A 26,102-nucleotide genomic window follows, 5' to 3' on the forward strand; every position below is an offset into this window, starting at 1 on the left:
CGCCGCCGCCGAAGCCACCCATCATCGGGAAGTTGACGGGCCGGCCTTCGGCCTTGGCCAGTTTTTCCTCGGCGGCTCGCATCTTTTCAACCGCCTTGCGAAACTCCGCGCGGGCCGTCTCGGCTTCCTCGCGGGCCGCTTTGACATCGGGCTTCACATCGCCGCCATCGCGGGATTTTTCTCGCGGAGCGGGTCCGGCTTCGCCTCGGCCTTCCTTGCGGTCGCCACCGTCACGCGGGCCGCGATCTTTCCGGTCGCCATCACGAGGACCACGATCACCGTCTTTGCGGTCGCCGCCTTTGCGGTCTCCACGCTCACCGCGTTCGTCGTCTTTGCGTTCGCCGTCTTTGCGATCACCGCGTTCGCCGTCGCGGGGACCGCGCTGGCCTTCGTCTTCTCTGTCTTTGCGGTCGCCGTCCTTTTTGGGGAACGACTTCCGCTCTTGGGCGTCGGCCGAGCCGAGCGTCGGCCCGAAGGCCATTCCCACCGTCCCCAAACCCAGCACGGTCGCCAACCCGAGACGGGTCAGCCGGGCAGGCCATGTTGCTCGCATAATCATCGTCACTCTCCGTTGAATGTCTTCGACCGGGCCGGCTCCGCTCGACAGAGCGGAAGAGAAAGCCGGTTCCGGACCGCTCAAATACCCGGCTGTTTCCACAAGGGCGGTGGCATAGGCTTTTCGCCCCTCCAGGGCCGCCACCACCCACATGTCGCAGCATTCTTCCTCGCTTTGGCGAAGTTGTCGGCGTACCCACCCCAGCGGGAGGTACCACCAATACACCGCCACCGCGACCAGTTCGAGCCATCGCACCCACGGGTCGCCCCGCCGGCAATGGGATAGTTCATGGGCCAGCACCGCCCGCCGTTGCTCCGCATCCAGAAGCGGCCAAAGCCCGGCAGGGATGAGGAGTTTCGCATTCCGGCGCCACGGGACCGGCGCCCACAGGCTCGGCCACAGTCTCCCCGGCACCATCAGCACTTCGGGACACGCGGCCAGCCCCATCACCCGAGCCAGACCTTCAGCCTGATTTTGACAAGAAGCCGGAGCCGGTGTCGCATCCCGCAACATTCGCTGAAACCGCCGCACCAACCACACCGACCGACCCGCAATCCACACGGTTCCGCCAAGCCAGACCAACCCGATCAGCAGATAAACCAGTTGCCACCTGCTGACGGATGTTGTCGGAGTCGCAAGCGTTGTGACTGCCGGGCGGGGTTGCTCCGACACTGGTTTCGTCATGGCCCCTTCCGTCGTCGCGGGATTCTCCTCCAAAAACGCGAGGGCCAACGCCAGTTCTTCCGGAGTCAGTTCGCCCGTTTTTGCCGGGGAAACAGGCTCCGGCAAGATCATCACGGGGGCAACCACCGGAACAGCAACCGGTTCGCTGACGGGCGAATCAATCGGCAGCGGCACTCCCAACACCGGCGGCAACAGCAGCCGAATCAACACCAGCAGCCAAAGGGCATTCCGCACGGCCGGCCGCCGGACAAACCACGTCACACCGTACACAATGGCCGCCAGCAACGTTGCCATCAGGGCGTTGGTCAGGGCGTATTCGATCAGGGTTCGCATTCGTTCACCCTTTGAAACTCAGAATAAAAACAGCAGAAATGATCCCAAGGAATCCGACCGGTCACCGCGTTACTTTTCGTCCAGGCGTTCGATTAAATCCCGAAGCGCCTGCTTGTCCGTGTTGGTGAGGCGTTCGCTTTTGACCAAGTGGCTCAGAAGGGGCGTCAGGGAGCCTTCGCAAAGTTCCTCGGCGATGCCGCTGAGGCGTCGGCCAATCAAGTCATCCCGGTCGGCGGTGGCTTGAAATCGCTGCACCGGCCCGGTGCGGTCCCGTTCCACCCAGCCTTTGTCTTCCAAACGTTCCAAGAGCTTCTGCACGGTGGCCGCCTGTGTGGCCGTCCCTGCGTCCGTCTGGAGTTGGGCAATCTCCCGCACCGTGCGGGGACCATCCGCCCAAAGCACCCGCAGCACCGCGAGTTCCGCATCGGTCACATCTCGGGGAGTTCTTGGCATGATTGCAATCCATTGACAAGACAAACTGTCTTCAACTCGACACAAGCATGGTAAGACAGATTGTCTTTTTAATCAACTGAGAAATCTCTCACCACTGCCAGATTCTCTTCCGCACTTGGGCCAAAGCCGCCAACCGAGCTAGGTTTCCCGAACTTCGAGACCGGTCTCGGCTTTGTTTTGGACGATCATCTCGCCTTCCGCAAACAAACGACGGAAGGTATGGCACGTTTTTAAACTCACACCATCTCGACGGGAGGCACGTCAATGCGATGGACCATTGCCGGATTGGTTTGGCTGGGGCTGATGGTCGTGCTGGCGATGGCGCAAGATGTCGTTGTGCCACCCTCCAAAACCGGGCAACCTCTGCCAGCGGCGACGCCGAACTATCCTCCCCTCAGTCAGAAAAACCAAGATCTGCTGGATGGCTGCCTGAAAAAGTGGGAAGAGCGGATGACCAAAATTGAGGGGTTGGAAACGAAGGTGAAGCTCACGGAGATTGAGGGCAAAGATGAAACGGTCTTCATCGGGGAGGCCGCCATTCTTCGGCCCAATTATGCCAAGATGTTTCTCCGGGAAAAGGACGACTCCGCCAACGTCAAACGGTGGCGTCATTACATCGCCGATGGCAAATTGCTGTGGGATTTCCAATACAAGAACAAAATCGCCAGAGTGGTTGAACTGCCAAAAGGAAAGATCGGCGACAACACCGTGATGTCGTTCATGTTGGGCATGAAGGCGGATGAGATTAAAAATCGTTATTACATCACAGTGGATTCGGAAAACCCGAAGAAGTTCAACGAGAATTATGTCTGCCTGAATATCTTCCCGAAGACCCGTGAAGACATGCAGGAATTCGCCAAGGCCGAGTTGGTGCTGTGGAAGAACAACAAAGACCCCAAGTATGCCGACTACTGGATGCTCCCCGCCCGCCTGTGGTTCCAGAACACGAACAAGAATCAGGTGATGTGGGAGTTCTTCGACATGACAACCCAAAAGAAATTGCTGCCTCGCACCTTTGAGGCCACCTTGCCCGACAAAGAATGGACCCGTGAAAACGTCTTTTCCAAACCATCCGGTTCGGCGAAAATCGATCCCAAATAATGCGGCTGACCGTCGGGAGGGCCGGGCAACCTTTTTGACAGATTTTCCCTTTCACATCCCGCAAACCCCTCCGGGTCTTCCCATCTTTCCCAAGATTGAGCCCCTTTCGGCTCCGGCGGCCAGTTCGCCTTCCGTGAATGAACTAAAGGGGGTATAGGGTGACTTTGCCTCGCCGATTTTCGCTGGGAGACATAACCATGCGTTGGAGCATTGCCGGTTTGGTTTGGTTGGGACTCATGGCCGTGCTGGCGATGGCCCAGGCTCCCGTGACGCCCGGAACGCCGACCTCCAAGGTCGGGGTGCCGCCGACGGCCGTGATGCCGAACTACCCGCCGCTGAGCGAGCGGAGCCAGAAGTTTTTGGACGCCTATCTCAAGGCGTGGGAAGACCGGATGAAGTCCATCGAGGGACTGGAAACAAAACTCAAGCTCACCGAAATCGCCGACAAGGAACAAACCGTCTACAACGGCGAAGCCACAATCATGCGGCCCAACTTCGCCAAAATGTTCCTCCGGCAATCCGACGACCCCACCAACGCCAAGCGGTGGCGCCATTACATCGCCGACGGCAGTTATTTGTGGGATTACCAGTACAAGACCAAGGTGGCCAAGGTCGCCAAATTGCCGAAAGAAAACATCGGTGACAACACGCTGCTGTCATTCATGTTTGGGATGAAGGCCGACGAGATCAAGAAGCGTTACCACATCACGGTGGAACCGGAAAACCCGGACAAGTTCAACGAGCATTACGTCCACTTGATGATCCTGCCGAAGACCCGCGAGGACATGCAAGAATTCGCCAAGGCCGAGTTGGTGTTGTGGAAGAACAACAAAGACCCCAAGTATGCCGACTACTGGATGCTCCCCGCCCGCCTGTGGTTCCAACATCCGAACAAAAATCAGGTGATTTGGGAGTTTAACGGCATGAACACCCAAAAGAAACTCATCGCCCGTGATTTCTCGGCCCCGGCCTTCCCGGACAAGGAATGGACGCGAGAATGGGCTGTCAACCCGAATGAAAAACAACTTTCCCCGACGACTGTTCGGCAGTCGACCGGAACACTTGACCCGATCAAGAAATAAGCGGAAGCGGAGAGACCCACAAAGCCGCGAAGGGCACACAACGTTTCACCAAGCAGACTGTTGAAGAATTTTTCTTCGGTCTGTTTGGTGAAACGTTGTGTGCCCTTCGCGGCTTTGTGATTGGTGACTTTCGGCTTTTCAGACCTTCAACACTCGCTTGGCCTCCGCATAGCCCGGAGCGGTGGAACCGAATTCGCTGGCCGTCACGCGGGCCAGGGCCGTCAGATACCGCCACTTGAAGGCCGGGCGGGCGGCGGCGAATTCCTCGCTCACCGTGCGGTAATACTTCTCTGCGTGCAACGCCCCGTCTTCGCTGGTGGCAAAGCCGAGCAACAAGTTGAACACATCCTTGGGAGCATGTCCCAATTGCCCGTACTTGGAGATGATGGCGGCCGCGCGGGCCTGATCCTTCTCGCGGATCGCCCCATCGGCTTCCTTCAACAAGACGGCCGATTCCGTGGCCGTGACCTTTTCCAGCAGGGCGGCCATCGGGTGGGATTCTTTCGGGAACGTCCCGCTTTGCCCGGCGGTGTGGTACGCGCCGACGATCAAACTGGCGGCGGTATTCCGGGCGTTGCTCACGCGGGAGATGTTTCGCCAGGCATTGGCCGAATCGGAGGCATGCACGCCGGGCGAATCCCCGTGGACGCTTCCGACCGGCTTGGCGTCCGACGCCCAAGCCTTCGGCCGACCCGGATCACGCAGCACCAGTTGGTTGGCGGCCAGCGACATCGCCTCGCCGATGCTTTCGGGACTCATCCCCTCGGCCAGCGCGGCGGCCACGGCGGCGGCGGCCTGATCCCGGTTTGTGCCGTAGATGATTTCCGCAAGTTGGGTCACCCACGCATCATCGCCCTTCTTGGTCCCCGCCGCCTTGCCCGGCAGCTTGTGCTCGTCAAGCAGTTTCGGCAGCAACGCGCGGATTCCCGGTTCAGGCCGTTTTTGCTTGAGGCGGGTGATCTCGTTGTCTGTGCAATACCGCACCGATTGACGGAGCAGCGTGTGAGCGTATTCCTTGCCGGTGATATCAATCGTGGACCAGGCCCGCCACGCCAGCACGACGCGGTGAACGTCAACTTCGTCCTGCACCGAGAACAACAGGTGGTTGTAGGCTTCGCCGATTTCGTTTTTGGCCAGTTTGGCGAAGCGTCGTTCGGCTTCCGTCATGTCGGCCTTGCGGGTGGCTTCCCGCATGTCGTCCGGTTTCTCCGCCGTTTCGGCCGGTTCCCCGTGGACCGGGTGGAGCATCTCGACTTTGCTGCCGCCCCGTTCGTGGATGCGGTTGGTGTTGCGATACAGCACCTTGAAGACCGGCAACGCCCGGCTGGCTTCCGGCATTTCCTTTGACATGGCAAACGCCGGCCCGAGGGCCATGAATGTGTGATGCCCGATGTAGTCTTGCCCGCCGAACGTCCGGGCGTTGGCGAGCGCCCCGGCCGCGACGAGTTGCCGCAATTCCGTGCCCTCGGCCAGTTGTTTGGCGAGCGCCGGGATGAGTTTGTCCAACGGGGTGTCTTGCATCAATCCGACGAGCGGTTCAATCGAACCGAACGATAGTTTCTCGACCGTCTCCTCGGCAAAAGCATCCGAAAGGCCCAGTTCCAAGGTGAGGCCCGAACCGAGGCTGGCGACCAACATGCCCCGACCGACATCCGCCAAAAAGTCTCGACGAGATTGCGACATCATGACCATCGCTCCTTTGCGAAGTGGGGCGTGTGATCGGCCGCAACCGAAAGACGCCCGGAGAGTGAGAGAATCAACAATCGGCGACGAAGTTGAAAACCACGAAGGGCGAATGTGTGGGATGAAAAGTGATTGTCCCACCGGCAGAGCGTGGACACAAGAAGAATTTGATCGCAGCCGAAAATCAAAACGAACCGAAGGCCGGCCTTCGGTTCGCCAAAATCTCACCAAGCACCAGTCATTCAATCTTTCCTCTTTGACAATCTTTCCGTTCTACCGACCAATTCAAGAAACTCACCGCGAAGGCCGCGAGGGTCGGCGCCGACGGAGGCCGAGGCCCATTCGCGGACATCGGCCCAAGTCGCCGTTCCTTTGTATTCAGATTCCCGCAGGAGCATTCCGAAAGCGGCGACGGCCGAGGCGAATCGGAAATCCTTCGAGGCGGCGGGGGACAAGCCATCCTTGCCCATCGCAAAAGCCATTTCGCGGGCATCTTCCGCGTCGGGGTGTTTGTAGCGAACCCGCAGGGTCAGCCATTCGCCGGTTTTGGCGGCGGGCGTGTCCGTCGGCGTGGCTTGGTATTTCAACTTCCCGGCGTCCCGCACCGGCACTTGAACGCCGACCGGGACAATTTCGTACAGGGCCGTCACCGTGTGGCCGCTTCCCATGTCCCCGGCGTCCTTGCCGTCATCGCGGAAATCTTCGTTCTTCAACAGTCGGTTTTCGTAACCGATCAGGCGATAAGCATTCACCCGGCCGTGATTGAACTCCACTTGCATCTTGACATCCTTGGCGACGACAGCCAGCGAACCCCCTTGATCTGCGAAGATTTTGCGAGCCTCGTCCAGCGTGTCGATGTAGGCATAATGCCCGTTGCCGTGGTGCGAGAGTTGTTCCAGTTTGGCGTCCTGGAGATTGCCCATGCCGAAGCCAAGGACGGTCAGATACACGCCGGTTTTCCGCTTGTCCCCGATCATCCGAACCAACTCTCCTTCGCTGGACACGCCGACATTGAAATCACCGTCCGTGGCGATGATGACCCGGTTGACGCCGTTCTCGATGAACGAATTGGCGGCTTGGTCGTAGGCCATCGTGATGCCTCCCCCGCCGTTGGTGGACCCGCCGGCGTGCAGGCTTTCAATCGCGGCCTTGATGCGACCGGTCTGGTCGCCGGAGACGGATGGCAGTCGAAGCGAGGCTTCCCCGGCATAGGTGACAATGCTCACCCGGTCGCGGGCCGTCAGCTTGTCGGCCAGCAGCGAGAGAGATTTCTTCACCAACGGCAGCCTTGCCTCCCCCTCCATCGAACCAGAGGTGTCGATCAAAAACACGAGATTGCGGGCTGGCATGTTGTTCGCGTCGTATTTCTTCGCGGCCAGGGCAATCCGGAGCAAATGATGCTGAGCGTTCCAAGGACACGGCGCAAGCTCCAACCGGGCGGCCACCGGTTCGTCGCCCGCCGGGCGGGGATAGTCGTAATCAAAATAGTTCAACAAATCCGCGACCCGCACGGCATCCTTGGGCGGCAATTGCCCGCTGTTGATCTTGGCCCGGACAAGTCCATAAGCGGCCGTGTCCACGCTGGCCGAGAAAGTGGAACGCGGCTCGCGGACCACCGAAACATAGTCGTTGTCAACAAAATGATGGAAGTTTTCCGTATTCGCGGCAGGAGGCGAAGCTGGCTTTGGATCGCCATTGGCGGGGACATACGGGTTGTGTGGATCGGCTGATTTGGACTCTGATTTGGTGACACTGATTGTTCCCCTCGGACCGGCCGGTTCGTACCGGACACCCCCGGCATTAGAGGGCTTTTTGTCTTCACAAGCTGTGATGGGAACAAGCAAAAACAAAGCGGCGACGACCCGACGCGCGTGCCGATGGCGCAGTGTCAACATGGGACACTCCTTGCAAAGAGAGATTGGAAAATCGGATTCTTGAAACGATTGACGTGTTGCAAAGATGAGATGCGCGACGGCGAAATTTATTCCCGGAAATTCCGTCGAGAATTTAATCGTAGAGATTTGAAAAGGGGCCAATGGCCCGTTATGACGGATCGGTCATCGTCTTGAGAACTCGCAAGGCCTCATCCACTTCTTTGCTGATGGCGTATCCAAGATCCGCGAGATTCTCCCCGGCCTGGACCTTGGCCCAAAGTTGCGGCAACAAATCCTGAAGTTCCGGAGCATTCCGAAACGCCGATCGGATATGCTGATGCCCTCTGGCCTCCAAATCATCGGCCGCCAAACCGAACCCCCGATCCATCGCGCCGAGGGCGCTGCCGAAATCACCGACAGCGTCTTGGATGAGGGTAATCTGATTGCGGATTTGGGAGGCATTCATGCCGTCATCCTGCAAAACACTGGAAACATACGGGAAGTCACTGGTCAGATTGCTGAGGCTCGTCATCGATTGATTGTGGGGCCGCTGGCATCTTCTCTTGTCGAATCAACCGGTTTACAAAAACCATCGCCAACCCAGTCGGAACCGTCCCAATCGCCAGGAGCAGATTGCCGTCTCGTCCGATGACCACTGCACCGGCAAGAAGCACCAAACCAAAAAACTGGATCAGCCAACCTGGCAAAATGGTGACACCGTTTGAAGACAAGGTGCCTTGTCGAAGACGATAAAGCATCAATGAACAAATGAACAGAAACACGCCAAAGAATGCCATGATGCCAATCATTGGCCAGAATTGATCCGGCCGATTTTTGGGACGGTCATCATCAGGGCCAAACACCAAGCCGATTAACATCAATTCAATAAAAGCCAGCAAAATGACCGCCACCCAAAGAACAATAATGGCTGACTTGCGTTCTCCTCGCTCCAGTGATTCCAAATAGTCAGGCATAGGCAACACCTCCGAAATTATCCAAAAAGATCAGCCAGCGGGACTGAAAAACCTGGCAGAATCTCAGGAATGGTCAGCGTGTCAGGGATTCGCAAATCCACCGGTGGCGATTCACTATGGAAAATGCGGACCGTTTCAGACTTTACATCGAGCAAGAGCACCGCGAAGATTCCGGCCTTCAGATACTCCGGCACTTTGTTGAATAAATGATCCCATTGTTCTGTTAAACCGACTACTTCAACAACCACGTCTGGAGCCACTTCGACCAGATCAACAGGAAGCGGCCCCTTGGGCAAACGCTTATAACCAAACACAGCGACATCAGGCCCGCGCACCGTATCCGGATTACGCTTTACCAAGACGAACGGATTGTTGCTGGCCACCCGGCCATAGTCGTGGTTGATGGCGTATTTCGCCAATGAACAGGCGATGTTGGCGCAAATATATCCGTGTTGAAAATCGCCGCCCGGAAGCGGAAATACCACTCCGTCGATCAATTCCACATTATCGCCGCCGTGGAACCGAACCAAGTCTTCGGCGGTGAGGAGGTGTTCTCCCGCGATCACCACTTTTGGCTGGCTCGATTCATTCATGGCCATATTCTCGATGTTATTTGACAATCACATGCAACAAGTCTTCGCTTTCTTCTCCGATGGCGGCACATCGTTAGCCGGGTTCATCTCGAAGAAGCCGTTGGGCTTGAGCAGGAAGCCGATGTAGGCGGTCGGCATCACCGGGTAGTCTTCCGGACGGGGAATGTGGGTGTGGCCGAAGGTGTACCAGAAGACGACATCGGTGTTTTCGATGGGCCGATCTTGGTCGGTGTATTTCAACAGGCCATCGCCGCCGGAGCTTTGGTTGGGATAATCCCCGGCCGCGAAATTTTCGGTTTCATCGTAGGGCGACACCCACACATGATAATCGACGAACCGGGCGCGCTTTCTCCACCAAGCGTTCGGGCTGGCTAGCGGGAAGGAATTGTCGCCGGGGAGGAACTTGTATCCGGCCGGTTCGCCGACGTGGTTTTTCACGTTCGGATTGACAATCTTCCATGTCCGGGCGGTTTCCAGTTTCAAGTGATCGCGGGCGGCCACCTCTGTCTTCAACGGTTCGCTGCGGGCGTAAAAGGCGTTGCCATATTCGTTATGTTTTCCTTCCGGTTCCGCGACCACATCTACCCGCTGGACGGTGTTATTAACGCCGTCCAAATCAAAATCCAATCGCATGTTGAAGAAGTGTTGGTGATTCGGGGCATAGAGTTGCGGTGCAATCAGATTGCCGTATTTCGGCTTTTCACCCTTGGCATAAGCCCCGAGGGAGAGGATGCCCGTCAGCTTGATCTCAAACTGAATGTTGCCGTCTTGATAGAGATACCAGAAGAACCCGTATTCGTAATTTTCAACAGTGGACACGCTCGATACCACCAACCGCCGGGAACGCCGCACTTCCGGGGCATGCGGCAGCCGGCGATCCGTGTGTTTCCAGAGGATGCCGAAATCTTCCTCGTGCATGCAGATGGCGTTTGAGATGGTCAATGGGTCGCCGTGACTGTCGCACAGGTGGGCATCGAAATAGCGGATCAGCCCGAGGCAATCGCAGCCGAGTTGCAGACTGTTGGCACACATGCCCATGCCATACTCGCCGACATCAAAGGCATTCTTCCGGCGTTGCGTCGGCGTCGGGTCGCCATAGGGCACGACCATTTCCGTGAGGGAAGCCTTGTAAAGAATCGAACGGTCTTTGCCCCCGTCGGTGTAACGGAGATGATGGAGGGCCAACCCCTCGCGGGCGGTGAAGCCGATGACGAACTTCCAGTTCTGCCAACTGACTTGGTTGCCCTCCACGGTAAAGCTCGGGCCGTCCGGTTGTTTGATGTCCAGCGGCTTGATGTCCGTGCGGAAGTTCTTCATTCGAGAGGCGGCATAATTCCCCTCGCCCGGCGGCAGATCCCATGTGCCGTATTCCTCAACGCGGATGACCTTCATCTCGTTGAGGTCCACAATCGGGCGAATCCCCTCGATGGGCCGGACGTAACCGTTGTCGGTCGGGTCGGTCCGCAGGAAGCACAACGGACGGGCGAGTCGTTTTGTGCGGTCTTCCTCGCTGCCGTAGTTCCCGGCACTCCAGATATCGACCATCACCAACGACGTGTCTTCGATGCCGTGATGTTTCTTGAGGGCGGCTTTGAACTCGGGGGAATGAATGACCGCCTGCTCGCATTCGGCCTGTTCGTCGATGGTCATTGTTGGCTGCACACCGGGGATGTGCTTCCATGACAACACTTTTTGTGACGCGAGGCAAACGGCCGTTTCGTAACAGGAGTTGGTCGCGTTGTCGAACAGGATGGCCAGCGATTGCCGGGCCAGCCCGGTCTTCCCGGCGTGGACATCGGCCTTGTTTGGCTCTTTCAGGCTGACGGAGACAAATCGCGTCGTCGGCGTGACTTTGCCGGCGTCTCGCAAGATGATGACGACATTGGAAACTTCACTAGCGGTGAGTGGTTCTAATGGGTGCATGTTGGCTGCCGATGAGTTAAGTGCGGAAGGTGGGGATATTGTAAAATGACCAACAGCCAATGACCAAACGATTCGCCGCAACACAGAAGTCTTTGACACGGCGAACGCGGATTTCGCCTCATGTGTTGATCGCTGGCAGCAGTTTCTCCGCACATTCTCTCGCTGCCGCCACCGGGTCGTAACCTTTTTCATTGAACACTTGGGCGCTGACTTCCACACAGACGCTGCCGGTGAATTTGGCTTCGTTGAGCAGTTTGAAATAGGCGAGGTAATCAGTTGATCCTTTCCCCGGCAGGACAAACATTGCCTTCTCTTTTTCGATAATCGTGTCTTTCACATGAATGAAGCGGATCGAGGGAAGAAGCAGTTTCAGCGTATCGGTTAGCTTGTAATCACGCTGCTCGAAGTGGCTCCAGTCGAAGACGCTGCCAAGATGTTTGCTGTTGGCTTGCTCAAGCAGCCAGACCACATGCGCCGGGTCGGTGGTCGCTTGCATCCGGTGCGGTTTGATAAGAATGCCGACTTTCGCCGATTCCGCAAGTTTGCCCCACCCGGCGAGGCGTTCGGCAAATTGGTTCTTCCGCGTCTCCCATTCGCCGGGTTTGCCGCCGAGGACAGTTTCGATCTGCGGCGTCGGCATCCCGAGATCATGGGCCAGTTCGGCCGCGCGTTTCAGGCGGTCCAGATTCTCGCGGTGCTTCTTGTCATCCGCGTCAAGCGGGGTGCTTTCCATCAGGCAAGCCGCCGTCAGGTTGGCGTCCCGCAGAGTCTTGGCGAGATCGCTCCGGGCCTCTTTCGTCAGTTTTTCCGGGTCGCCGTGCCAGCCGGGCATGCACGCAAGTTCTACGGAACCATATTTGAATTTGGCGCACGCGGCGATGGCCTCCGCGACGGGCAGAGTCTTCATGCCGTAGAGACTGAAGCCAAGCGACAAGCCGGGCTTGGCATCGGCCAGCGAGCGATTCGCCAACAACGCGGCCGCGAGAAAGGATGATGAAAATTCACGCCGCGTCATGGAGGCATCTCCGAGAAACTGATTGCTCGAACTGAGATTACAACCCTTGAAGGATTATCCGGCAATAGGTTTGCCGGGTTCGCCTTGTTTCTTTCCCGGCTTGCGGGTATTTCCCAGATGGTTGTTTGTCCTCACGGAAGAGGCACCCATGACCGGGCTGGCCACGCTGCGACTGGAAAACGTCTCCGTTTGTTACGGCCCGCGCCGGGCCGTGGACGGTCTGACACTGGAGGTGCGGCCCGGTGAAATCGTCGGCCTGCTCGGGCCGAACGGGTCCGGCAAAAGCACCACGATGGCCGTCGCCGCCGGGGCGCTTGATCCCCGTGGCGGGCGTGTCGAGATCAACGGCCTCAATCCTTGGAAGCATCGCACCGAATACGCCAAACTCATCGGTTACGTCCCGCAGGAAATCGCCCTGTACGACGAACTGAACGTGCGGGACAACCTGTGTTTCTTCGGCCGGTTGTTCGGCATTCGCGGCCGGTTGTTGAACGAACGGGCCGAGGCCGCCGCCGAACTGGTCGGATTGACGGATCGCTATCGGTCCCGGCTCAGCACGCTGTCCGGCGGGATGCAACGGCGGGTGAACCTGGCCTGTGCCCTCATTCACGAACCGGCCGTGATTCTGCTCGACGAGCCGGCGGCCGCCCTCGATCCCGATTCCCGGCAAATGCTTTACGAAACGCTGAATAATCTTCGCGCCGCCGGCCGGTCGATTCTGTTCACGACACACCATCTCGACGAGGCGGAGCAATGGTGCGACCGGATCGCTGTTCTCCAACAAGGCCGCCTGCTCGCCGTGGGCCGGCCCGAGGAACTCCGGCAACGAACCGGCCGCATGGTCATTGTGGGGCGGTTGCGGGACGAGCTTTCCGAAATCGCCGAAGCAACCATCCGCGACCGGCTTTCGTTCGACACCGAACTGACGCTGGACGGCCGGTCCTTTGAACTCGTCGGCGCGGATGCCGAGGCCATTGGCTATGGGCTGGCGGTTCTGCAAGCCGAGGGGGCCGACGTGGAATCTTTCCGCACCCCGGCGACCCGTCTGGAACAATTGTGTCAAAGCCACTCGGACTCGGCCATTCCCGCCGTTCTCGCCGGGGGGATCTGACCATCGGCACGCTTCGTTTGATCGTTGACCTCGCCCGGAACGACTGGAAACTCTTCCTTGCAGACCGCCGGGCGGCGGTGATGTGTTTCCTCGTCCCCATTGTCCTCGCCTCGGCATTCGGGCTGATCTTCGACCGCCCCGGCCAAAACCTTGGCGAACACAAACTACCCCTGTTACTCGTCAACGAGAATACCACCGGCAAAGCCCAGCCGATCATTGATGATCTGCTGAAAGGCGGCCACATTGAAGGAAAAGTGGTTGATCGAGCGACGGCCGAGCGAGAAGTGGCTCGGCGAAGTTGCGGCGTGGCCATCGTCTTCCCCGCCGACTTCGATTGGAAAGCGAACAAGCCCCGAGTGGAGATGTTGCATCACCCGATGAGCGCCGCTGAAAGCCAGTGGGCCGAGGGCTTGCTGATGGAAGTCTGCCTCAAGCGACTGGCGGCGGGCTATCTGCGGCCGTTCGGGCTGAAGCCCGCCGGGGAGATGTCCCGGCCGGTGGAGGTGTGCCGGGTCACGATCCCCGCCAATGGCTCCCATCCGTTCAATTCGTATTCGCATAGTTTCTGCGGCATGACGCTGCAATACCTGCTGTTCTGGGGCCTCGAAAGCGGCCTGCTTTTCCTGCGAGAACGACAACGCGGCCTGTGGCGCCGGGTGCGGGTCGCCCCGGTGTCCCTCACCACGGTCCTGTTCGGCCGGGCGCTGGCCACTGCCAGCATTGCCCTGCTTCAAATCGCCTGCACGTTCGCCTTTGGCAACCTCGTGTTCGGCGTCACCATCACCGGTTCATGGTGGGGCTTCATCGGCCTTGCTGTAACGGTTAGTTTGTTAGCCGCCGGAACGGGGTTATGCGTGGCGGCCATCGGCGGGACCGAGGCCCGCGCCCGCAGCATGTTCATCGTGGTCATCCTCGGGCTGTCCATGCTCGGGGGGCTTTGGCTTCCGGCGTTTCTGCTGCCTGTGTGGGTGCAGGATGTCAGCCAGGCATTGCCGACCAGTTGGGCGATGCGGGGGATGGATGCCGTCACCTGGCAGGGGCAGGATTTTGCCCGCATGTTTCCAAGTTTGTTGGCCGTGAGTTTGTTCGCCATCGCCTTCATGGCGCTTGCCATCGGCCGGTTTCATTGGGCCGAACGACAACGACGCAAGGGAGTTTCCGCATGAGGTGTTGTCTTCTGTTAGCGGGCATCTGTGTGCTGGCCGGAACTGCATTCGGGGAGGCGCCCCCGCCGCCGGTGAAACTGGCGATGCTTGATCAGTTTGACCAAAAACACGACCTCCGCGATTTTCGCGGCGATGTGGTGATCTTGCTTTACGGCGATCGCAAGGCCACCGATGCGAACAAGGAACTCGGCGAAAAACTCCACATCCACTACCATCCGACCGCCAAAACGATGAAGCCCGCCGACGCCCACAAGGCCCCGGTGCTGCCACTGGAGGGAAGCGCCAAGTCGCCGAACGTGCATGTCATCCCCGTGGCCTGCACCGGCCCGGTGCCTGAATTGGTGATGAGCTTCGTGAAGCGGGAAGTGAAAAAAGCCTCCCCGGACATGCCCCTGTGGTTCGACACGGCGAACACGATGAAGGATGTTTATGGCTTGCGAGAAGGGGAGCCCAACCTGATCGTGGTCGATGCCGAAGGCCGGATGCGCTTCCGGGTGCTGGGGGAGGCCGACGCGAAAACGAAGGCCCGTTTGATTGAAGTGGTCGATTATTTGCGGACGGAAGCGGCGAGATAAACAACAAGGGTTCGCGGATTTCCGCGAACCCTATTCACTTTTCCGAATCAGACACCATCGGCTTTCTTCACTTCGTCCCCAACCCCGTCTTCCCCTCTTTAAATTCCTTCAACCGCTCGCGGTACTTTTCAAACAGGCGGGTATGCTTGCTGGTCGGTTCCACTGGCTTGCCGTCGATGAACAGGCCAAGCACTTGCGTGGAGGGTCGGAGAATGTCGCCGTTCGTAATCACCAAGTTGGCTTGCTTGCCGGTTTCGATGCTTCCGAGTTTGTCGGCCACCCCCAAGATTTGGGCGGGTGACAACGTGACGGCCTTCAACGCCTCGTCGGCCGGGAGACCGTAGGAAACGGCCATCGCCGCCTCATAAGGGAGGTTTCGCGTGTTGCTGGCCCCGGTGCTGCGGATGCAGAACCGGACGCCCGCTTGATGGAGTTTCGCGGCGCAAGTGAAAGGGGCGTCGTAACAATCGAAGTGTTCCTGCGGCATGGTCATCACCGGGCCAACAATCACGGGAATATCCCGCTTCTTCAGCTCGTCTGTCACTTTCCATGCCTCCACCGCCCCGCTGAGAATCATCTTGAACTTGAGTTCATCGGCCAGTTTCAGGGCTTCTTGAATCTCGTTCTTGCGATACGCTGTCACGATCACCGGCTTTTCGCCGTGAACATACGGCAGCAACGCCTCCAATCGCGGCACCACCGGAAGATTGGGGTTCTCTTTGCGGCTAGCCTCATAGCGTTTGGCGTCCGCGAACAGTTCCTTGACCTTGCGAATCTTTTCCTCCCGCTGCTTCTTGGCCACCGCCCGGCCGATCACCGGCATGGTCGGGTCGCCGCTGGAGAAGGCGGTGTCCACGGGGAAGTCCACATGCAGGGCTAGTTGCTCAACGACGACCATGTCCTTCGGAACCCAGCCGTTCAAGTTGATGAGGGCGGCCTGCCCCGAAATCATCGGGCCGCTTGGCCGGGTGACCACGGTCAGCACGCCATTGGCCCGTGTCACCGGGATGAGTTCCGATTCCGGGTTGACGGCCACCGCCGCCCGCAGGTCGGGTTGGAAGTCCCCGGCGTCGGCATAGTCATGGGTTTCCCGAGACTGGCCGATTTCCGTAAGCCCCAAGACCGTTCCGGCATCGATCATGCCGGGGAACACATGCAAGGTGCGGGAGTTCAAAACGGTGTCCGACTTCGTTTCCAAATCCCGGCCGACATCAACAATCCGGCCTTTCAGAATCCGCACATCGGCGACGACGGGCGCTTTGCCCGGATTGTGAATCGTCACGTTTCGCAGCAGAATCGGCCCGTCTGATTTGAACCGGGGGAACAAGACTTCCTTGTTGCTCGGCGTCGGGCTGTCGGCAGCCGGTCGATACGGGGCGAACTTGTCTCCCCGTTGGAAATACACTTCGCCCTCGATCATGGTCATTTCACATCGGCTAAAACCGTTGAGAGGGTGGCCGTTGAAGATCGCCAGATCCGCGTCCTTGCCGATTTCGATGCTCCCGGTGCGGCCATCCAGCCCCAGTTGTTTCGCGGCGTTCAGGGCGATGGTCTTCAACGCCTCTTCTTCGGTCATGCCGCCGTATTTCACCAGCTTGGCGCTTTCCTGATAGAGATGGCGGACGAGTTCGTTGCTGTCTGACTTCAGGCAAACAGTGGCACCGGCGTCGTGCATCAAGAACGGGCCATAGGGAATCGCGTCGAACGCCTCAATCTTGTAAGCCCACCAATCGGCGAACATGGAGACGCTCGCTCCGTGGGCCGCGATCTCGGGGGCGACTTTGTAGCCTTCGAGAACGTGTTGAAGCGAGCGAATCTTCACGCCGAATCGGTCGGCGACCCGGAGAAGCATCAAAATCTCGTCGCTGCGATAGCAATGGCAATGCACGCGCAGATCACCCTTCAACACATCGACGAGGGATTCGAGCCGCAGGTCACGCCGGGGTTCGGGCAGTTTCCCCTTGGATTGCTCGTATTCTTCCCAAGTCTTGCGATACGCTTGCGCCTCGCTAAACGCCCGCACCAGCACGGCCTCGACACCCGGCCGGGAGTTGGGGAACCGGCCGTCGCTCCGCTTGACGTTCTCGCCGAGGGCGAACTTGACCCCGCGAGGAGCATCGGCGAGCAACAATTCTTTCGCAGAGGCCCCATACTTCAACTTGATGACGGCATCCTGCCCGCCGATCACGTTGGCGCTTCCGTGCAGCAACCGGGCCATCGAAACACCCCCGGCGAGCGCCCGGTAGATTTGCTCGTCGTCCGAATCGATCACGTCTCGCACGCGAACCTCGGGAACCACCGACAGCGAAAATTCATTCACCCCGCCGCTGATGGCGAAGTGGGCGTGCGTGTCGATGATGCCCGGCATCACGAACATTCCCTCGGCATCCAGCACCGCTCCTTCAAACCGCCGGGTTTCATCGCTCGGGCCGAACGCCTTGATCTTGCCGTCGATAATCAGAATGTCGGCCTTCTCCAACCGGGCCGGGCGGGCGGCCGTCAGGATTGTCGTATTGCGGATCAGGACCGATCCCTTGGTGCGAAACTTCGGCACGCGGTCGCTTTCCAGTTCCGTCGTTCGTTCCCCCTCCATGACAGCCGCCTTGGCGGGTTCCTTTTCTTTCTCCTTTTCCTTCGGCTTCTCTTTGGCCGGTTCCTTTTTCGGTGTTACAGGAATCTCCAAATCAAGTTTCACGCCGTCCGCGAAGACGAACCGCACCTTGGAATCGGCATCGAACAAATCGCCCTCGGAAACGACGATGTTGGCCGCCCGGCCGGGAACTACCCCGCCAATTTGGGAGGCCACTCCGAGAATTTCGGCCGGGTTCTGTGTCAATGCCTGCAACGCGGCGGCGGGAGACAATCCTTCCTTGATGGCCTTGCGAAGATTGTCACGGAACTTGTTGAACGACTGGTCGCCGGGGATGTTGGCGCTGGCGAAGGCAATCTTCACGCCATGCTGATGAAGGACACCGGCACAAGCCGCTTCCTCTTTGCGCTGGTGTTCTTTGTCGGCCTTCACGCGGGCCGGAAGATCGCCTTCCTTTTCACCCGGTTCGGTGAAGTTCAGCCGCAGGATCACGGGGGCGCCGGTCGTCTTCAACCGGTCTTTCACCTTCCACGCCTCACGGCCGCCGAAAATGATCGGCTTCAATTTGAATTCCTCGGCAAAGTCGAGCGTCCGGTGAATGTCGTCGGCCCGGTCGGCCTCAAACACCACGGGCATCTTCCCTTCCAAGGCGGGCACTAGCGATTCCCAACACGGGTCAAACGGCGGCCGGCTTCCGACACGACCGCCGGCCTCGAACGCTTTTAAGCGGCGAAGATGCCAGCCTGAATCCAAGAAGGTTTGCCGGGCATGGGCGACGACGCCCATCAAGGCCCGCGGGTATTCCGCGCCGGGGATGTTCTTCAGCGAGACATGCAAGGCGACCACCGGCTTCAACACGCTTTGCCGGGGAACCTGCCCGTTGAGGCTCAGCAAGGCGCTTTGCCCGCTGAGGATGCCTCCTTCGGGGATGGCAAGTTGGGTGGTGAAACCGAGCCGCCGCCACGGCATTTGAGAATCGTCGGCCGATTGCAAGGCCGTGTGAACTTCAAATTCCGGCGTCAGTCCCCGGCGATTGTCAGGTTTGGTGGCCGCGAGAATGTCGCTCGCCAGATCCTCCGGAGCGGGGGGGCCGCCGCCGGAGCGCCGCATCATCGCGTCGTATCCGCGGATTCCCCCGGCGTCGATCAGGCCGGGGTATACGGTAAGGCCGGTGCCATCGATCACGATGGCGTCGCCGGGAATTTTGGCCTCCGGCCCGATCTCGGCGATCAGCCCGTCACGGAGGATGACCGTCGCCTTCGACAATGTTTTGTCGCCCGGCAAGATCACCCTCGCCCCGGTGATGGCGTGGGGCTGGGCCTTCGGCGCCTGGGCGGCGACCACGGATGACATGAGCAAAAGCAAACCAAGGACGTGCCTGCGCATCGCGGGGATACTCAATAATGATGGTGCGAGAGGTGAAGGGAAGTGTATTCCGAACCAAGGGCTTTCGGAATCTGGTTTTTCAAATCATTGACGAATTCGACATTTCAGTTCGATTGATTCCTCGATGAACAGACTGCCATCTTCTTAAAGAAAATGTAACCCCTCCGGCAGTTCACGATGGCTTGCACTCGCCAAATATGCTACCCTCAATTTTCAACATATTTTCCTCCTTTCCTTTTGGAGTTTGTCATGAACCATCGGGGTAAGCTCTCCGTCCCGATGCGGAGAGCGTTCACGTTGATTGAATTGCTGGTGGTGATTGCGATCATCGCCATCCTGATCGGGCTTCTGCTGCCCGCCGTCCAGAAGATTCGCGAAGCCGCGAATCGCATGAGTTGCTCGAACAACCTCAAGCAACTTGGGTTGGCCGTGCATAGTTATCACGACACCGTGGGAACCATTCCCCCCGGAGGAGCCAACGATCAGGCAGGCTTCGGCGGCACCGGCGCCGGCAACAGCGGCAACTGGGGCAGCAGTTGGATGCCGTACATCCTGGCCCATATCGAACAGAACGCCATGGCGAGCAAGTGGCAGTTCACCGGGAATTCCGGGGCCTTCAACGCCACCAACAATGCGCTGGCCAACGGGGTGGTCATCAAGACTTTCTTCTGCCCCTCGTCGCCTCTGACCAAAACGCCGGCTCCCAGTCAGCCGGGGGTTTCTTTGGCGAATTATGTTGGCGTCTCCGGGGCCGTCCCCGGCGCGATCACCGGCTATACCGAAACCCGTTACAACGATCTGCCGTGCGGCGGCCGGATCAGCGGGGGCGGGGTGATGATCCCTAATGGTCAACTCACGTTTGCCTCCATCTCGGACGGCTTGAGCAACACGATGGTCATCAGCGAACACTCCAATTTCCTGAAAGACACCAGTGGCGTGAAGCAAGAATGGCGGGCCTCCCAGATTTGGGGATGGTATTTGGGAGTGAAGTCCCCCGGCATTCCGCCGAATTTTGACAACAACGGCGGCGACAACCGCGAGCCAAACCTGACCACGATCCGTTACCAGATCAACTACACCCCGGCCGGCGGGTGGACCAACGACATTGCGGGAGTCGGCGTCGGGCTTAGCGGAAACTGCGTGGGAGCAAACGTCCCGATCAACTCGACCCACACGGGCGGGGTGAATGTCCTGCTTGGCGACGGATCGGTTCGCTTCCTGCGAGACTCGACCGCCTTGTCCATCTTGGCGCAACTGGCCACCCGCGATGACGGGGTCGCTTTGTCTAACTTCTAATTTCAGCGTTTAACTGTTTCATCCCAATTTCTTTGAGCGGCGAAAAGGACGGACACTCACTTCACAAGTGCGGTGTCTACGTCCTTTTCGCCACTCCATGACCCATCATCATCGGAGTTCATTCATGCGGCATCGAATCCAAAATTGTTTCCATTTGATTTTGGCCTTGCTCTTTTCGGCCATGATCGGTTGCGACAGCAAACCGGAGATCAAACTCGTTCCGGTAAGCGGAACCGTGACCCTCGACGGCAAACCGCTGGCTGACGGCTTGATCTACTTCAAAACCCAAGCCACAGGGGCGACAAACTCACTGCCCGTCAAAGACGGCAAGTTTGAGGGGAATGTCGAGGCGGGAGACCGCCGCGTCGAGATCAATGCCTACAAGGTCAGGACCGAGGGGTTCGGCCAGATGGGAGGAGAAGTCAAGGAGAGCCTGATTCCCAAACGCTTCAACACCGAAAGCACATTGACCGCCAAGGTGGCTGCCGGAAGCCCCAATCAATTCAATTTTGAAGTCACGAGCAAATGATTTCAGCGTGCGGTTCGCCGCCCGGCGGTCATCTCTTTCGGCGTTCGCTCGTAAATCACAAAGTGGTGGTCGTATTCGTTGTTCACGTCGCCGGGAACGCTCTCCCGGTGCGTGACTTCCCATGTTTCATCCGGTGGACAGGGCCAGTCGGCGATGGCGGGGAAGCGGGCCGTTCCCGGAAATTCCCCCATCACCCATGACATGTAAATTCGCGTCGCTCGCGGGAAAGCGGCCCGGTAGGCTTGCTCCCCGCCGATGACCATCACCTCGGTTGCCCCAACGGCTTTGTCAATCGCCTCCTCAATATTGGCCGCCACTTCCACCCCGGCCGGGTGATAATCTGAGTTGCGGGACAGCACGACGTTGAGGCGCCGATCAAGGGGTTTGCCGATGTGTTCAAATGTCGTGCGGCCCATCACGATTGGCTTGTCGAGTGTCAGTTTGCGGAACCGTTTCAAGTCGGCCGGGAGCCGCCACGGGATTCCCGTCGCATCCCCGATGACGAGGTTTTTGGCGACGGCCGCGATCAGGGAGATTCGCTTCGGCATCAGACGGCCACTTCCCCCGGCAACCGGGCATGACACTGGTAGCCGATGATTTTCAGTTGGTCGGCCCGCACGGCGTCAATGTTGCTCACATCGCCGATGATTTCGAGCTTTGGCAACGGGAACGGTTCCCGCTTCAATTGCTCGTCCACGGCCTCGAAATGGTTTTCGTAAATGTGGGCGTCGCCGAATGTGTGGACAAAGTCGCCCGGTTCGAGGCCGGTGTGCTTCGCCATGATGTGCGTGAACAACGCATAAGAGGCGATGTTGAAGGGGACGCCGAGAAACATGTCGGCCGAGCGCTGGTAAAGCTGGCAGGAAAGCCGGTTGCCGGTGACGTTGAATTGAACCAACGTGTGACAACCCGTCGGGACTTTGGATGATGGCATGTCAGCCGGGTTCCAAGCGGTGATGAGAAGCCGGCGGGCTTCGGAGGCGTGCGGATCGGCGATCACCTTGCGGATGCCCGCGATGACATTCGCCACCTGATCGACCGTTCCCTGCGGGCCTTCCCAGCGGCGCCAGTGCTTGCCGTAAATTGGCCCGAGATCGCCGGACTCGTCGGCCCATTCGTCCCAGATGGTCACCTTGTTTTCTTGCAGATAGCGGACGTTGGTTGAGCCGGAGAGGAACCACAATAACTCATGAACGACGGCGTTCCACGGCATCCGCTTGGTGGTGACAAGAGGAAAGCCCTCCAGCAAGTCAAAGCGGATTTGCCGGCCGAAGACGCTCAACACGTCCGGCCGGGAACCGTCCGATCGCAAGGCGGCCCGCTGAGCTTTTCGAGCGCCCGTTGTGCGGATTTCCCTCAGCAGGTCAAGGTAGGCTTTCATTCTTCTCAGTGTCGCCCGGTTTGCCTCCCCTGTCAATCGACAGGGGAGTGGCCGGGGAATCAGTCATCATCGAGAGGTCGGGATTGGCCGGATGTATCGGATTGGAAGCCCGTCAACGGCCGACGATTGGTCATCGGCAACCGGTTGGCGAGTTTGTGGAATCTCGCCAAAGAACTGGAGGAAATCGCCACGGCAAGCCCCCCCCAGGCGAGTAATCCCAAAATCCAGAACGGGGCGTAAGGGATGTCCCGATGGCTCAGGGACGTCTCCCAGTCGGCAAACTCATGAATCGGCAGCCACGCCATGTTCACCGGCGGGGAGAACCCGCTGAAAAAATCGACGATGATATCCATGTCCCGCCCACCCCCCAGCCGGCCACCGCCTAGTTCGAGGGGGAGGATGCAGCAAAACAAGAACCCCAGAAAATAGCCCCCTCCCGCGAACATGCTGATCGCAATCGCCGCCATCGTCGCCCGGAGGGCACTCTTCATCGTCACGGAACAAAAAATGCCGATCCAGGCAAACCCGGCGGCATACACGGCCGCACTGATGGCCAACGCCGGAAGCATGATCGGGGCCACTCCCCCGGTCGCCAAGCCGATCAACCAAATACTGCCGAGCCACGCCCACGCCCAGCGCATGCCGAGCAGGCACCCCCACCATTTGCCCCAGAGAATCTTCCCGGTCGGCAGCGGAGTGGTCAGCAGCACATCCAGCGAATGACGGTCCCGCTCCCCCAAGATCGTTCCGGCCCCGCGAATGGCGATGGCCAGAAAAATCATCGAAGAAACCACCGGGGAAAGCACACGAACATACGCATTCGTGGCCTCGGAGAATTCCTTCCAGCGTCCGATGCCCCACCACGGGCCGCCGTACCGCCAGGAATTATCGAGGACCAGCACACTGACGGCAATCACAAGAACCGGGGCAAACGAGGCGAGCACCAGCATCGTGAGAATGATTTTGGCAAACAATCCCATTTTGAAACCGGACTCGATGAAGATCTCCTTCCACAGAATCGGCGAGTTGCCCATGTCCGGCCGCATTGATGCGGAGGCGGCCTTGATCGATATTGACTTCCCGCCGGTCAGCCGTTGGCCGAGTGATCGCTTCTTGGGCCCGCCGCCGAACGTCTGGGCCAGGGCAATGGATCGGAGCCGCAATCCGGACCAACCCATGAACAGGGCGAACACCACCATGTGAAAAATCAGATAGTGCAGTGTGCCGTTTAGCAACACGGAAGGCGTGGTTCCGCCGCGACGGCTCAACAAGTTGGGAACCATGTAGAAAGGATTCCCACAGACAAAGGGGTAAGCCACATCGTCCCAGCCGATCACCCGCGAGCCAATTGTGATCATCTCCCCGGCTCGCGTGGCCGCCATTCCGAGGCCCATCGCCACGCCGGAGAAACAGCAATACGCGATGGCGAACAGATAGGTCAGGGCGATGGCATCCCGCGATTTCCGGGACAATACCGAAGCTGCCATCGCCATGCCGGAGAGGCTGATGACTGTGATAAACGTCGCGGCAAAACCCGCCATCACCTGATCCGGGTCGATCCCGCCGAAGAATTGCACCAGCGAGAGGATCGGCAGCCCGGCCATCAGAAAAAGCAACAGACTTCCCACCCGCGAGGCAAACTTGCCGAAGAGAATTTCCCGGTCCCGCAGGTCGGTGGCGAGCATGAATTCGATGGTCCGGCGTTCTTTTTCATCCGTGATCGAACTCGCCACCCCGCCGGGTGTGAGCAGGCAGACGAGAACAAACTGCACCACCATGTAAGCGGTGAAAAACGTCTCCGCCAGTTTGGCCATTTCGCGGGGATGGGCGAGCGGCCCGTATCGGGTCGCGGTGTAATACCACAGGACATACATCCACGTGAAAATGATCGCCATCGCCACCGCGTACAGGCCGCGGGTCCAGAAGGTGCGTTTGCGACGGCCCATGCGGAGCAGGTCGTAAGCCAGCACCGGGCCAAACAGGGACGTGATGAATTCCCGAAGCAACACCCCCAACCCGGCCAGCCACAAACCGCCGAGGACCACATTCCCGGCCAAGCCGACATCGGGGAGAAGCCAGACGCCTAAAATGCCTGCCAGCAGCCAGCCCCCGACGGCCAGACGAAACGGCCATGCCCGGTTATTGGGAAGTGGTTCCGCCGGATTAAGAGCGCTCATGGGCACTTGGGGGATCGGGGACACGCGGAGCCGAGATCAGTGTATTTGGGCAAGCATCGTCATGCAAACGCTTCGGAGGCGTTCATACAATGATGTTCGGATGACCCGCCGTCATATTTCGCGTCCGACAACCTCGGCGACCACATGTCCGACACCACGCTTCCGTATGAACACTTTGAACGCGGCCCGATGCCTCGCGAAACGATCGACGGCATTCCCGGTTATGAGATTCTGGAGGAACTCGGCCGGGGGGGCATGGGCGTTGTCTACCGGGCCAGACAACTTTCCCTGAACCGCATTGTCGCCCTCAAAATGCTCATTCGGCACGGCGCGACAGAACTCGACCGGTTCCGAGTCGAGGCCGAGGCTATCGGCCGGCTTCAGCATTCCAACATTATTCACGTGTTTGAAATTGGCGAAGTGGACGGTTCGCCATTTTTCACCTTGGAATACTGCCCGAACGGCAACCTCAGCCGCAAGATCGGCCGTCGGCCGATGGGCAACCGCGAGGCGGCCGAACTCATCCGTGAACTGGCCGAGGCGATGGAGATTGTCCATCAGTCGGGCATTATCCACCGGGATTTGAAACCCGCGAATGTCTTGATGTCCTCCGATGGCACCCCCAAGGTGACCGATTTCGGCATCGCCAAGACGAATCAGGACAGCACCCACACGCAAACGGGGATAATCCTCGGTACGCCAAGTTACATGGCTCCCGAACAGGCCGAGGGGATGAACAAGGATGTCGGCCCGGCGGCCGATGTCTATTCCCTTGGGGCTATTCTGTACGAATGCCTGACCGGACGGCCCCCGTTTGTCGCGGGTACCACGCTGGAAACGATTCGGCAGGTCCTGGAACAAGAACCACTCCCCCCGCGATTGCTGAATCATGCCGCCGATCAGGACTTGGAAAAAATCACGTTGAAGTGCCTGCAAAAGCGGCCTTCCGAGCGTTACTCGTCGGCGAGCGAACTGGCCGCCGATTTGAAGCGCTATCTCGACGGCGAGCCGATCACCGCCCGTAGCGTCAACCTTTTCGAGCGGTTGCACCGCGAATTGCATCGCAACCAGCATGAGGCGAAACTGCGACCGTGGGGCGCGGGCATCATGTGGCTGGGGGCGATCATCTTCGCCGCCCAGACGGCGACATCGATTCTGTTGATGGCCGGCGTTTTCCAACCCGTGGCTTTTTGGGGGCCGCGAATCATCTTGTTTGTGTTGATCGGATTCTGGCTTCGCCGCTATGGCTTCGGCAACGGATTACTGCCATCGAATCCCCTGGAGCGGATGTTGTGGGCCACTTGGATCGGTTATTTGCTTGCGTTTGCCGCGATGTTCTTGGTGATGGAGGCGATGGGGCACGGCCACCTCGAAATTTACGGCCCGGCGATGGTGCTCAGCGGGATGGCGTGGTTCACGATGGGCGGGTGCGTCTGGGGCGGGTGTTATGTGATTGGTTTGCTCTTTTTGGTGGCCTCTCCGGGGATGACGTGGTTGAATGAGACGGCTTGGGGACCCGGCGTGTTTGGAGCCGCCTGGGGGGCGACGCTTCTGGCTTTGGGCGCCCGCTACATGATTCGCAGTCGCTCGCATCCGGGCGAAGATTCCTGAATTGGTTCG

The 26,102-nt window shown here is 59.0% G+C and carries 21 protein-coding genes; 8 read left to right on the forward strand and 13 right to left on the reverse strand.

Annotated elements, in window-relative coordinates; all coding sequences use genetic code 11:
• Together BGIM_RS51025 and BGIM_RS0117700 are read right to left on the reverse strand one after the other, a co-directional pair.
• Positions 1-1,573, reverse strand: a 1,573-nt coding sequence (locus BGIM_RS51025) for a M56 family metallopeptidase (protein WP_193788998.1), incomplete at its 3' end; no start/stop codon positions are given.
• 69 nt (positions 1,574-1,642) lie between these two features.
• Positions 1,643-2,026, reverse strand: a complete 384-nt coding sequence (locus BGIM_RS0117700) for a BlaI/MecI/CopY family transcriptional regulator (protein WP_040889417.1) — start codon at positions 2,024-2,026, stop codon at positions 1,643-1,645.
• Positions 2,027-2,290: 264 nt separating this feature from the next.
• Here BGIM_RS0117700 and BGIM_RS0117705 point away from each other — a divergent pair, with 264 nt between their 5' ends.
• Together BGIM_RS0117705 and BGIM_RS0117710 are read left to right on the forward strand one after the other, a co-directional pair.
• A complete protein-coding gene (locus BGIM_RS0117705) occupies positions 2,291-3,127 on the forward strand; it encodes a hypothetical protein (RefSeq protein ID WP_020471075.1) in 837 nt (278 codons plus the stop codon).
• A 197-nt stretch (positions 3,128-3,324) separates the two neighbouring features.
• Complete coding sequence (locus tag BGIM_RS0117710) at positions 3,325-4,209, forward strand: TIGR03009 domain-containing protein (protein ID WP_020471076.1); 885 nt, start codon at positions 3,325-3,327, stop codon at positions 4,207-4,209.
• Positions 4,210-4,347: 138 nt separating this feature from the next.
• Here the strand turns inward: BGIM_RS0117710 and BGIM_RS0117715 are convergent, their stop codons facing one another.
• From BGIM_RS0117715 to BGIM_RS0117745, 7 genes are all read right to left on the reverse strand, one after another.
• A complete protein-coding gene (locus BGIM_RS0117715; RefSeq protein WP_040889634.1) occupies positions 4,348-5,895 on the reverse strand; it encodes a hypothetical protein in 1,548 nt (515 codons plus the stop codon).
• A gap of 239 nt (positions 5,896-6,134) precedes the next feature.
• Entirely contained in the window at positions 6,135-7,787 is a 1,653-nt protein-coding gene (locus tag BGIM_RS0117720; protein ID WP_020471078.1) for a vWA domain-containing protein, read from the reverse strand.
• A 148-nt stretch (positions 7,788-7,935) separates the two neighbouring features.
• The gene (locus BGIM_RS0117725) at positions 7,936-8,298 is read right to left on the reverse strand and encodes a hypothetical protein (protein ID WP_020471079.1); all 363 of its coding nucleotides are present in this window, start codon (positions 8,296-8,298) and stop codon (positions 7,936-7,938) included.
• Positions 8,270-8,740, reverse strand: coding sequence for a hypothetical protein (locus tag BGIM_RS0117730; protein ID WP_020471080.1), 471 nt, complete (start codon positions 8,738-8,740; stop codon positions 8,270-8,272). The genes BGIM_RS0117725 and BGIM_RS0117730 overlap by 29 nt, the downstream gene beginning before the upstream one ends.
• 17 nt (positions 8,741-8,757) lie before the next feature.
• A complete protein-coding gene (locus BGIM_RS0117735) occupies positions 8,758-9,333 on the reverse strand; it encodes a Uma2 family endonuclease (protein ID WP_020471081.1) in 576 nt (191 codons plus the stop codon).
• 27 nt (positions 9,334-9,360) lie between these two features.
• Complete coding sequence (locus BGIM_RS0117740; RefSeq protein ID WP_390567029.1) at positions 9,361-11,295, reverse strand: primary-amine oxidase; 1,935 nt, start codon at positions 11,293-11,295, stop codon at positions 9,361-9,363.
• 79 nt (positions 11,296-11,374) lie between these two features.
• Positions 11,375-12,271, reverse strand: coding sequence for a sugar phosphate isomerase/epimerase family protein (locus tag BGIM_RS0117745; RefSeq protein ID WP_020471083.1), 897 nt, complete (start codon positions 12,269-12,271; stop codon positions 11,375-11,377).
• A gap of 148 nt (positions 12,272-12,419) precedes the next feature.
• On the opposite strand from BGIM_RS0117745, the gene BGIM_RS51030 reads away from it, so the two are divergent.
• Genes BGIM_RS51030 through BGIM_RS0117760 form a run of 3 tightly spaced genes read left to right on the forward strand, consistent with a single transcriptional unit; the run spans position 12,420 to position 15,123 of the window.
• The gene (locus tag BGIM_RS51030) at positions 12,420-13,382 is read left to right on the forward strand and encodes an ABC transporter ATP-binding protein (RefSeq protein ID WP_020471084.1); all 963 of its coding nucleotides are present in this window, start codon (positions 12,420-12,422) and stop codon (positions 13,380-13,382) included.
• Positions 13,328-14,548 (forward strand): ABC transporter permease, encoded by a 1,221-nt coding sequence (locus BGIM_RS57740; protein WP_020471085.1) that lies wholly within the window; start codon positions 13,328-13,330, stop codon positions 14,546-14,548. The genes BGIM_RS51030 and BGIM_RS57740 overlap by 55 nt, the downstream gene beginning before the upstream one ends.
• A complete protein-coding gene (locus BGIM_RS0117760; protein WP_020471086.1) occupies positions 14,545-15,123 on the forward strand; it encodes a thioredoxin domain-containing protein in 579 nt (192 codons plus the stop codon). Before BGIM_RS57740 ends, BGIM_RS0117760 begins: the two co-directional genes overlap by 4 nt.
• Before the next feature lie 67 nt (positions 15,124-15,190).
• Here the strand turns inward: BGIM_RS0117760 and BGIM_RS0117765 are convergent, their stop codons facing one another.
• Complete coding sequence (locus BGIM_RS0117765) at positions 15,191-19,099, reverse strand: amidohydrolase family protein (protein WP_020471087.1); 3,909 nt, start codon at positions 19,097-19,099, stop codon at positions 15,191-15,193.
• A gap of 249 nt (positions 19,100-19,348) precedes the next feature.
• Between BGIM_RS0117765 and BGIM_RS0117775 the strand changes: the two genes are divergently transcribed.
• Together BGIM_RS0117775 and BGIM_RS0117780 are read left to right on the forward strand one after the other, a co-directional pair.
• Positions 19,349-20,395 (forward strand): DUF1559 domain-containing protein, encoded by a 1,047-nt coding sequence (locus tag BGIM_RS0117775; protein WP_020471089.1) that lies wholly within the window; start codon positions 19,349-19,351, stop codon positions 20,393-20,395.
• A 124-nt stretch (positions 20,396-20,519) separates the two neighbouring features.
• Positions 20,520-20,924 (forward strand): hypothetical protein, encoded by a 405-nt coding sequence (locus tag BGIM_RS0117780; RefSeq protein WP_020471090.1) that lies wholly within the window; start codon positions 20,520-20,522, stop codon positions 20,922-20,924.
• A 2-nt stretch (positions 20,925-20,926) separates the two neighbouring features.
• On the opposite strand, the gene BGIM_RS51040 is transcribed toward BGIM_RS0117780, so the two are convergent.
• The 3 genes from BGIM_RS51040 to BGIM_RS0117795 are packed head-to-tail and all read right to left on the reverse strand — an operon-like array spanning position 20,927 to position 24,482.
• On the reverse strand, positions 20,927-21,472 hold the full coding sequence (locus tag BGIM_RS51040) for a dihydrofolate reductase (protein ID WP_020471091.1): 546 nt from the start codon (positions 21,470-21,472) through the stop codon (positions 20,927-20,929).
• Complete coding sequence (locus BGIM_RS0117790) at positions 21,472-22,305, reverse strand: thymidylate synthase (protein WP_020471092.1); 834 nt, start codon at positions 22,303-22,305, stop codon at positions 21,472-21,474. The genes BGIM_RS51040 and BGIM_RS0117790 overlap by 1 nt, the downstream gene beginning before the upstream one ends.
• Positions 22,306-22,364: 59 nt before the next feature.
• A complete protein-coding gene (locus BGIM_RS0117795; RefSeq protein ID WP_020471093.1) occupies positions 22,365-24,482 on the reverse strand; it encodes an ABC transporter permease in 2,118 nt (705 codons plus the stop codon).
• Between the two features lie 144 nt (positions 24,483-24,626).
• On the opposite strand from BGIM_RS0117795, the gene BGIM_RS57745 reads away from it, so the two are divergent.
• Entirely contained in the window at positions 24,627-26,093 is a 1,467-nt protein-coding gene (locus tag BGIM_RS57745) for a serine/threonine-protein kinase (protein ID WP_020471094.1), read from the forward strand.
• Positions 26,094-26,102 lie beyond the last annotated feature (9 nt).

It is taken from the genome of Zavarzinella formosa DSM 19928, from assembly GCF_000255705.1.
GTDB classification, from domain to species: Bacteria; Planctomycetota; Planctomycetia; order Gemmatales; family Gemmataceae; genus Zavarzinella; species Zavarzinella formosa.

What these genes read in the sequence shown, in the direction of transcription:
- BGIM_RS0117700 (WP_040889417.1), bottom strand. Translation starts at nt 2,026, where the DNA reads ATGCCAAGAACTCCCCGAGATGTGACCGATGCGGAACTCGCGGTGCTG.
- BGIM_RS0117760 (WP_020471086.1), top strand. Translation starts at nt 14,545, where the DNA reads ATGAGGTGTTGTCTTCTGTTAGCGGGCATCTGTGTGCTGGCCGGAACT.
- BGIM_RS0117745 (WP_020471083.1), bottom strand. Translation starts at nt 12,271, where the DNA reads ATGACGCGGCGTGAATTTTCATCATCCTTTCTCGCGGCCGCGTTGTTG.
- BGIM_RS0117780 (WP_020471090.1), top strand. Translation starts at nt 20,520, where the DNA reads ATGCGGCATCGAATCCAAAATTGTTTCCATTTGATTTTGGCCTTGCTC.
- BGIM_RS57745 (WP_020471094.1), top strand. Translation starts at nt 24,627, where the DNA reads ATGTCCGACACCACGCTTCCGTATGAACACTTTGAACGCGGCCCGATG.
- BGIM_RS0117720 (WP_020471078.1), bottom strand. Translation starts at nt 7,787, where the DNA reads ATGTTGACACTGCGCCATCGGCACGCGCGTCGGGTCGTCGCCGCTTTG.
- BGIM_RS0117765 (WP_020471087.1), bottom strand. Translation starts at nt 19,099, where the DNA reads ATGCGCAGGCACGTCCTTGGTTTGCTTTTGCTCATGTCATCCGTGGTC.
- BGIM_RS0117705 (WP_020471075.1), top strand. Translation starts at nt 2,291, where the DNA reads ATGCGATGGACCATTGCCGGATTGGTTTGGCTGGGGCTGATGGTCGTG.
- BGIM_RS51040 (WP_020471091.1), bottom strand. Translation starts at nt 21,472, where the DNA reads ATGCCGAAGCGAATCTCCCTGATCGCGGCCGTCGCCAAAAACCTCGTC.
- BGIM_RS0117710 (WP_020471076.1), top strand. Translation starts at nt 3,325, where the DNA reads ATGCGTTGGAGCATTGCCGGTTTGGTTTGGTTGGGACTCATGGCCGTG.
- BGIM_RS51030 (WP_020471084.1), top strand. Translation starts at nt 12,420, where the DNA reads ATGACCGGGCTGGCCACGCTGCGACTGGAAAACGTCTCCGTTTGTTAC.
- BGIM_RS0117775 (WP_020471089.1), top strand. Translation starts at nt 19,349, where the DNA reads ATGAACCATCGGGGTAAGCTCTCCGTCCCGATGCGGAGAGCGTTCACG.
- BGIM_RS0117730 (WP_020471080.1), bottom strand. Translation starts at nt 8,740, where the DNA reads ATGCCTGACTATTTGGAATCACTGGAGCGAGGAGAACGCAAGTCAGCC.
- BGIM_RS0117715 (WP_040889634.1), bottom strand. Translation starts at nt 5,895, where the DNA reads ATGATGTCGCAATCTCGTCGAGACTTTTTGGCGGATGTCGGTCGGGGC.
- BGIM_RS0117790 (WP_020471092.1), bottom strand. Translation starts at nt 22,305, where the DNA reads ATGAAAGCCTACCTTGACCTGCTGAGGGAAATCCGCACAACGGGCGCT.
- BGIM_RS0117795 (WP_020471093.1), bottom strand. Translation starts at nt 24,482, where the DNA reads ATGAGCGCTCTTAATCCGGCGGAACCACTTCCCAATAACCGGGCATGG.
- BGIM_RS0117735 (WP_020471081.1), bottom strand. Translation starts at nt 9,333, where the DNA reads ATGAATGAATCGAGCCAGCCAAAAGTGGTGATCGCGGGAGAACACCTC.
- BGIM_RS0117725 (WP_020471079.1), bottom strand. Translation starts at nt 8,298, where the DNA reads ATGACGAGCCTCAGCAATCTGACCAGTGACTTCCCGTATGTTTCCAGT.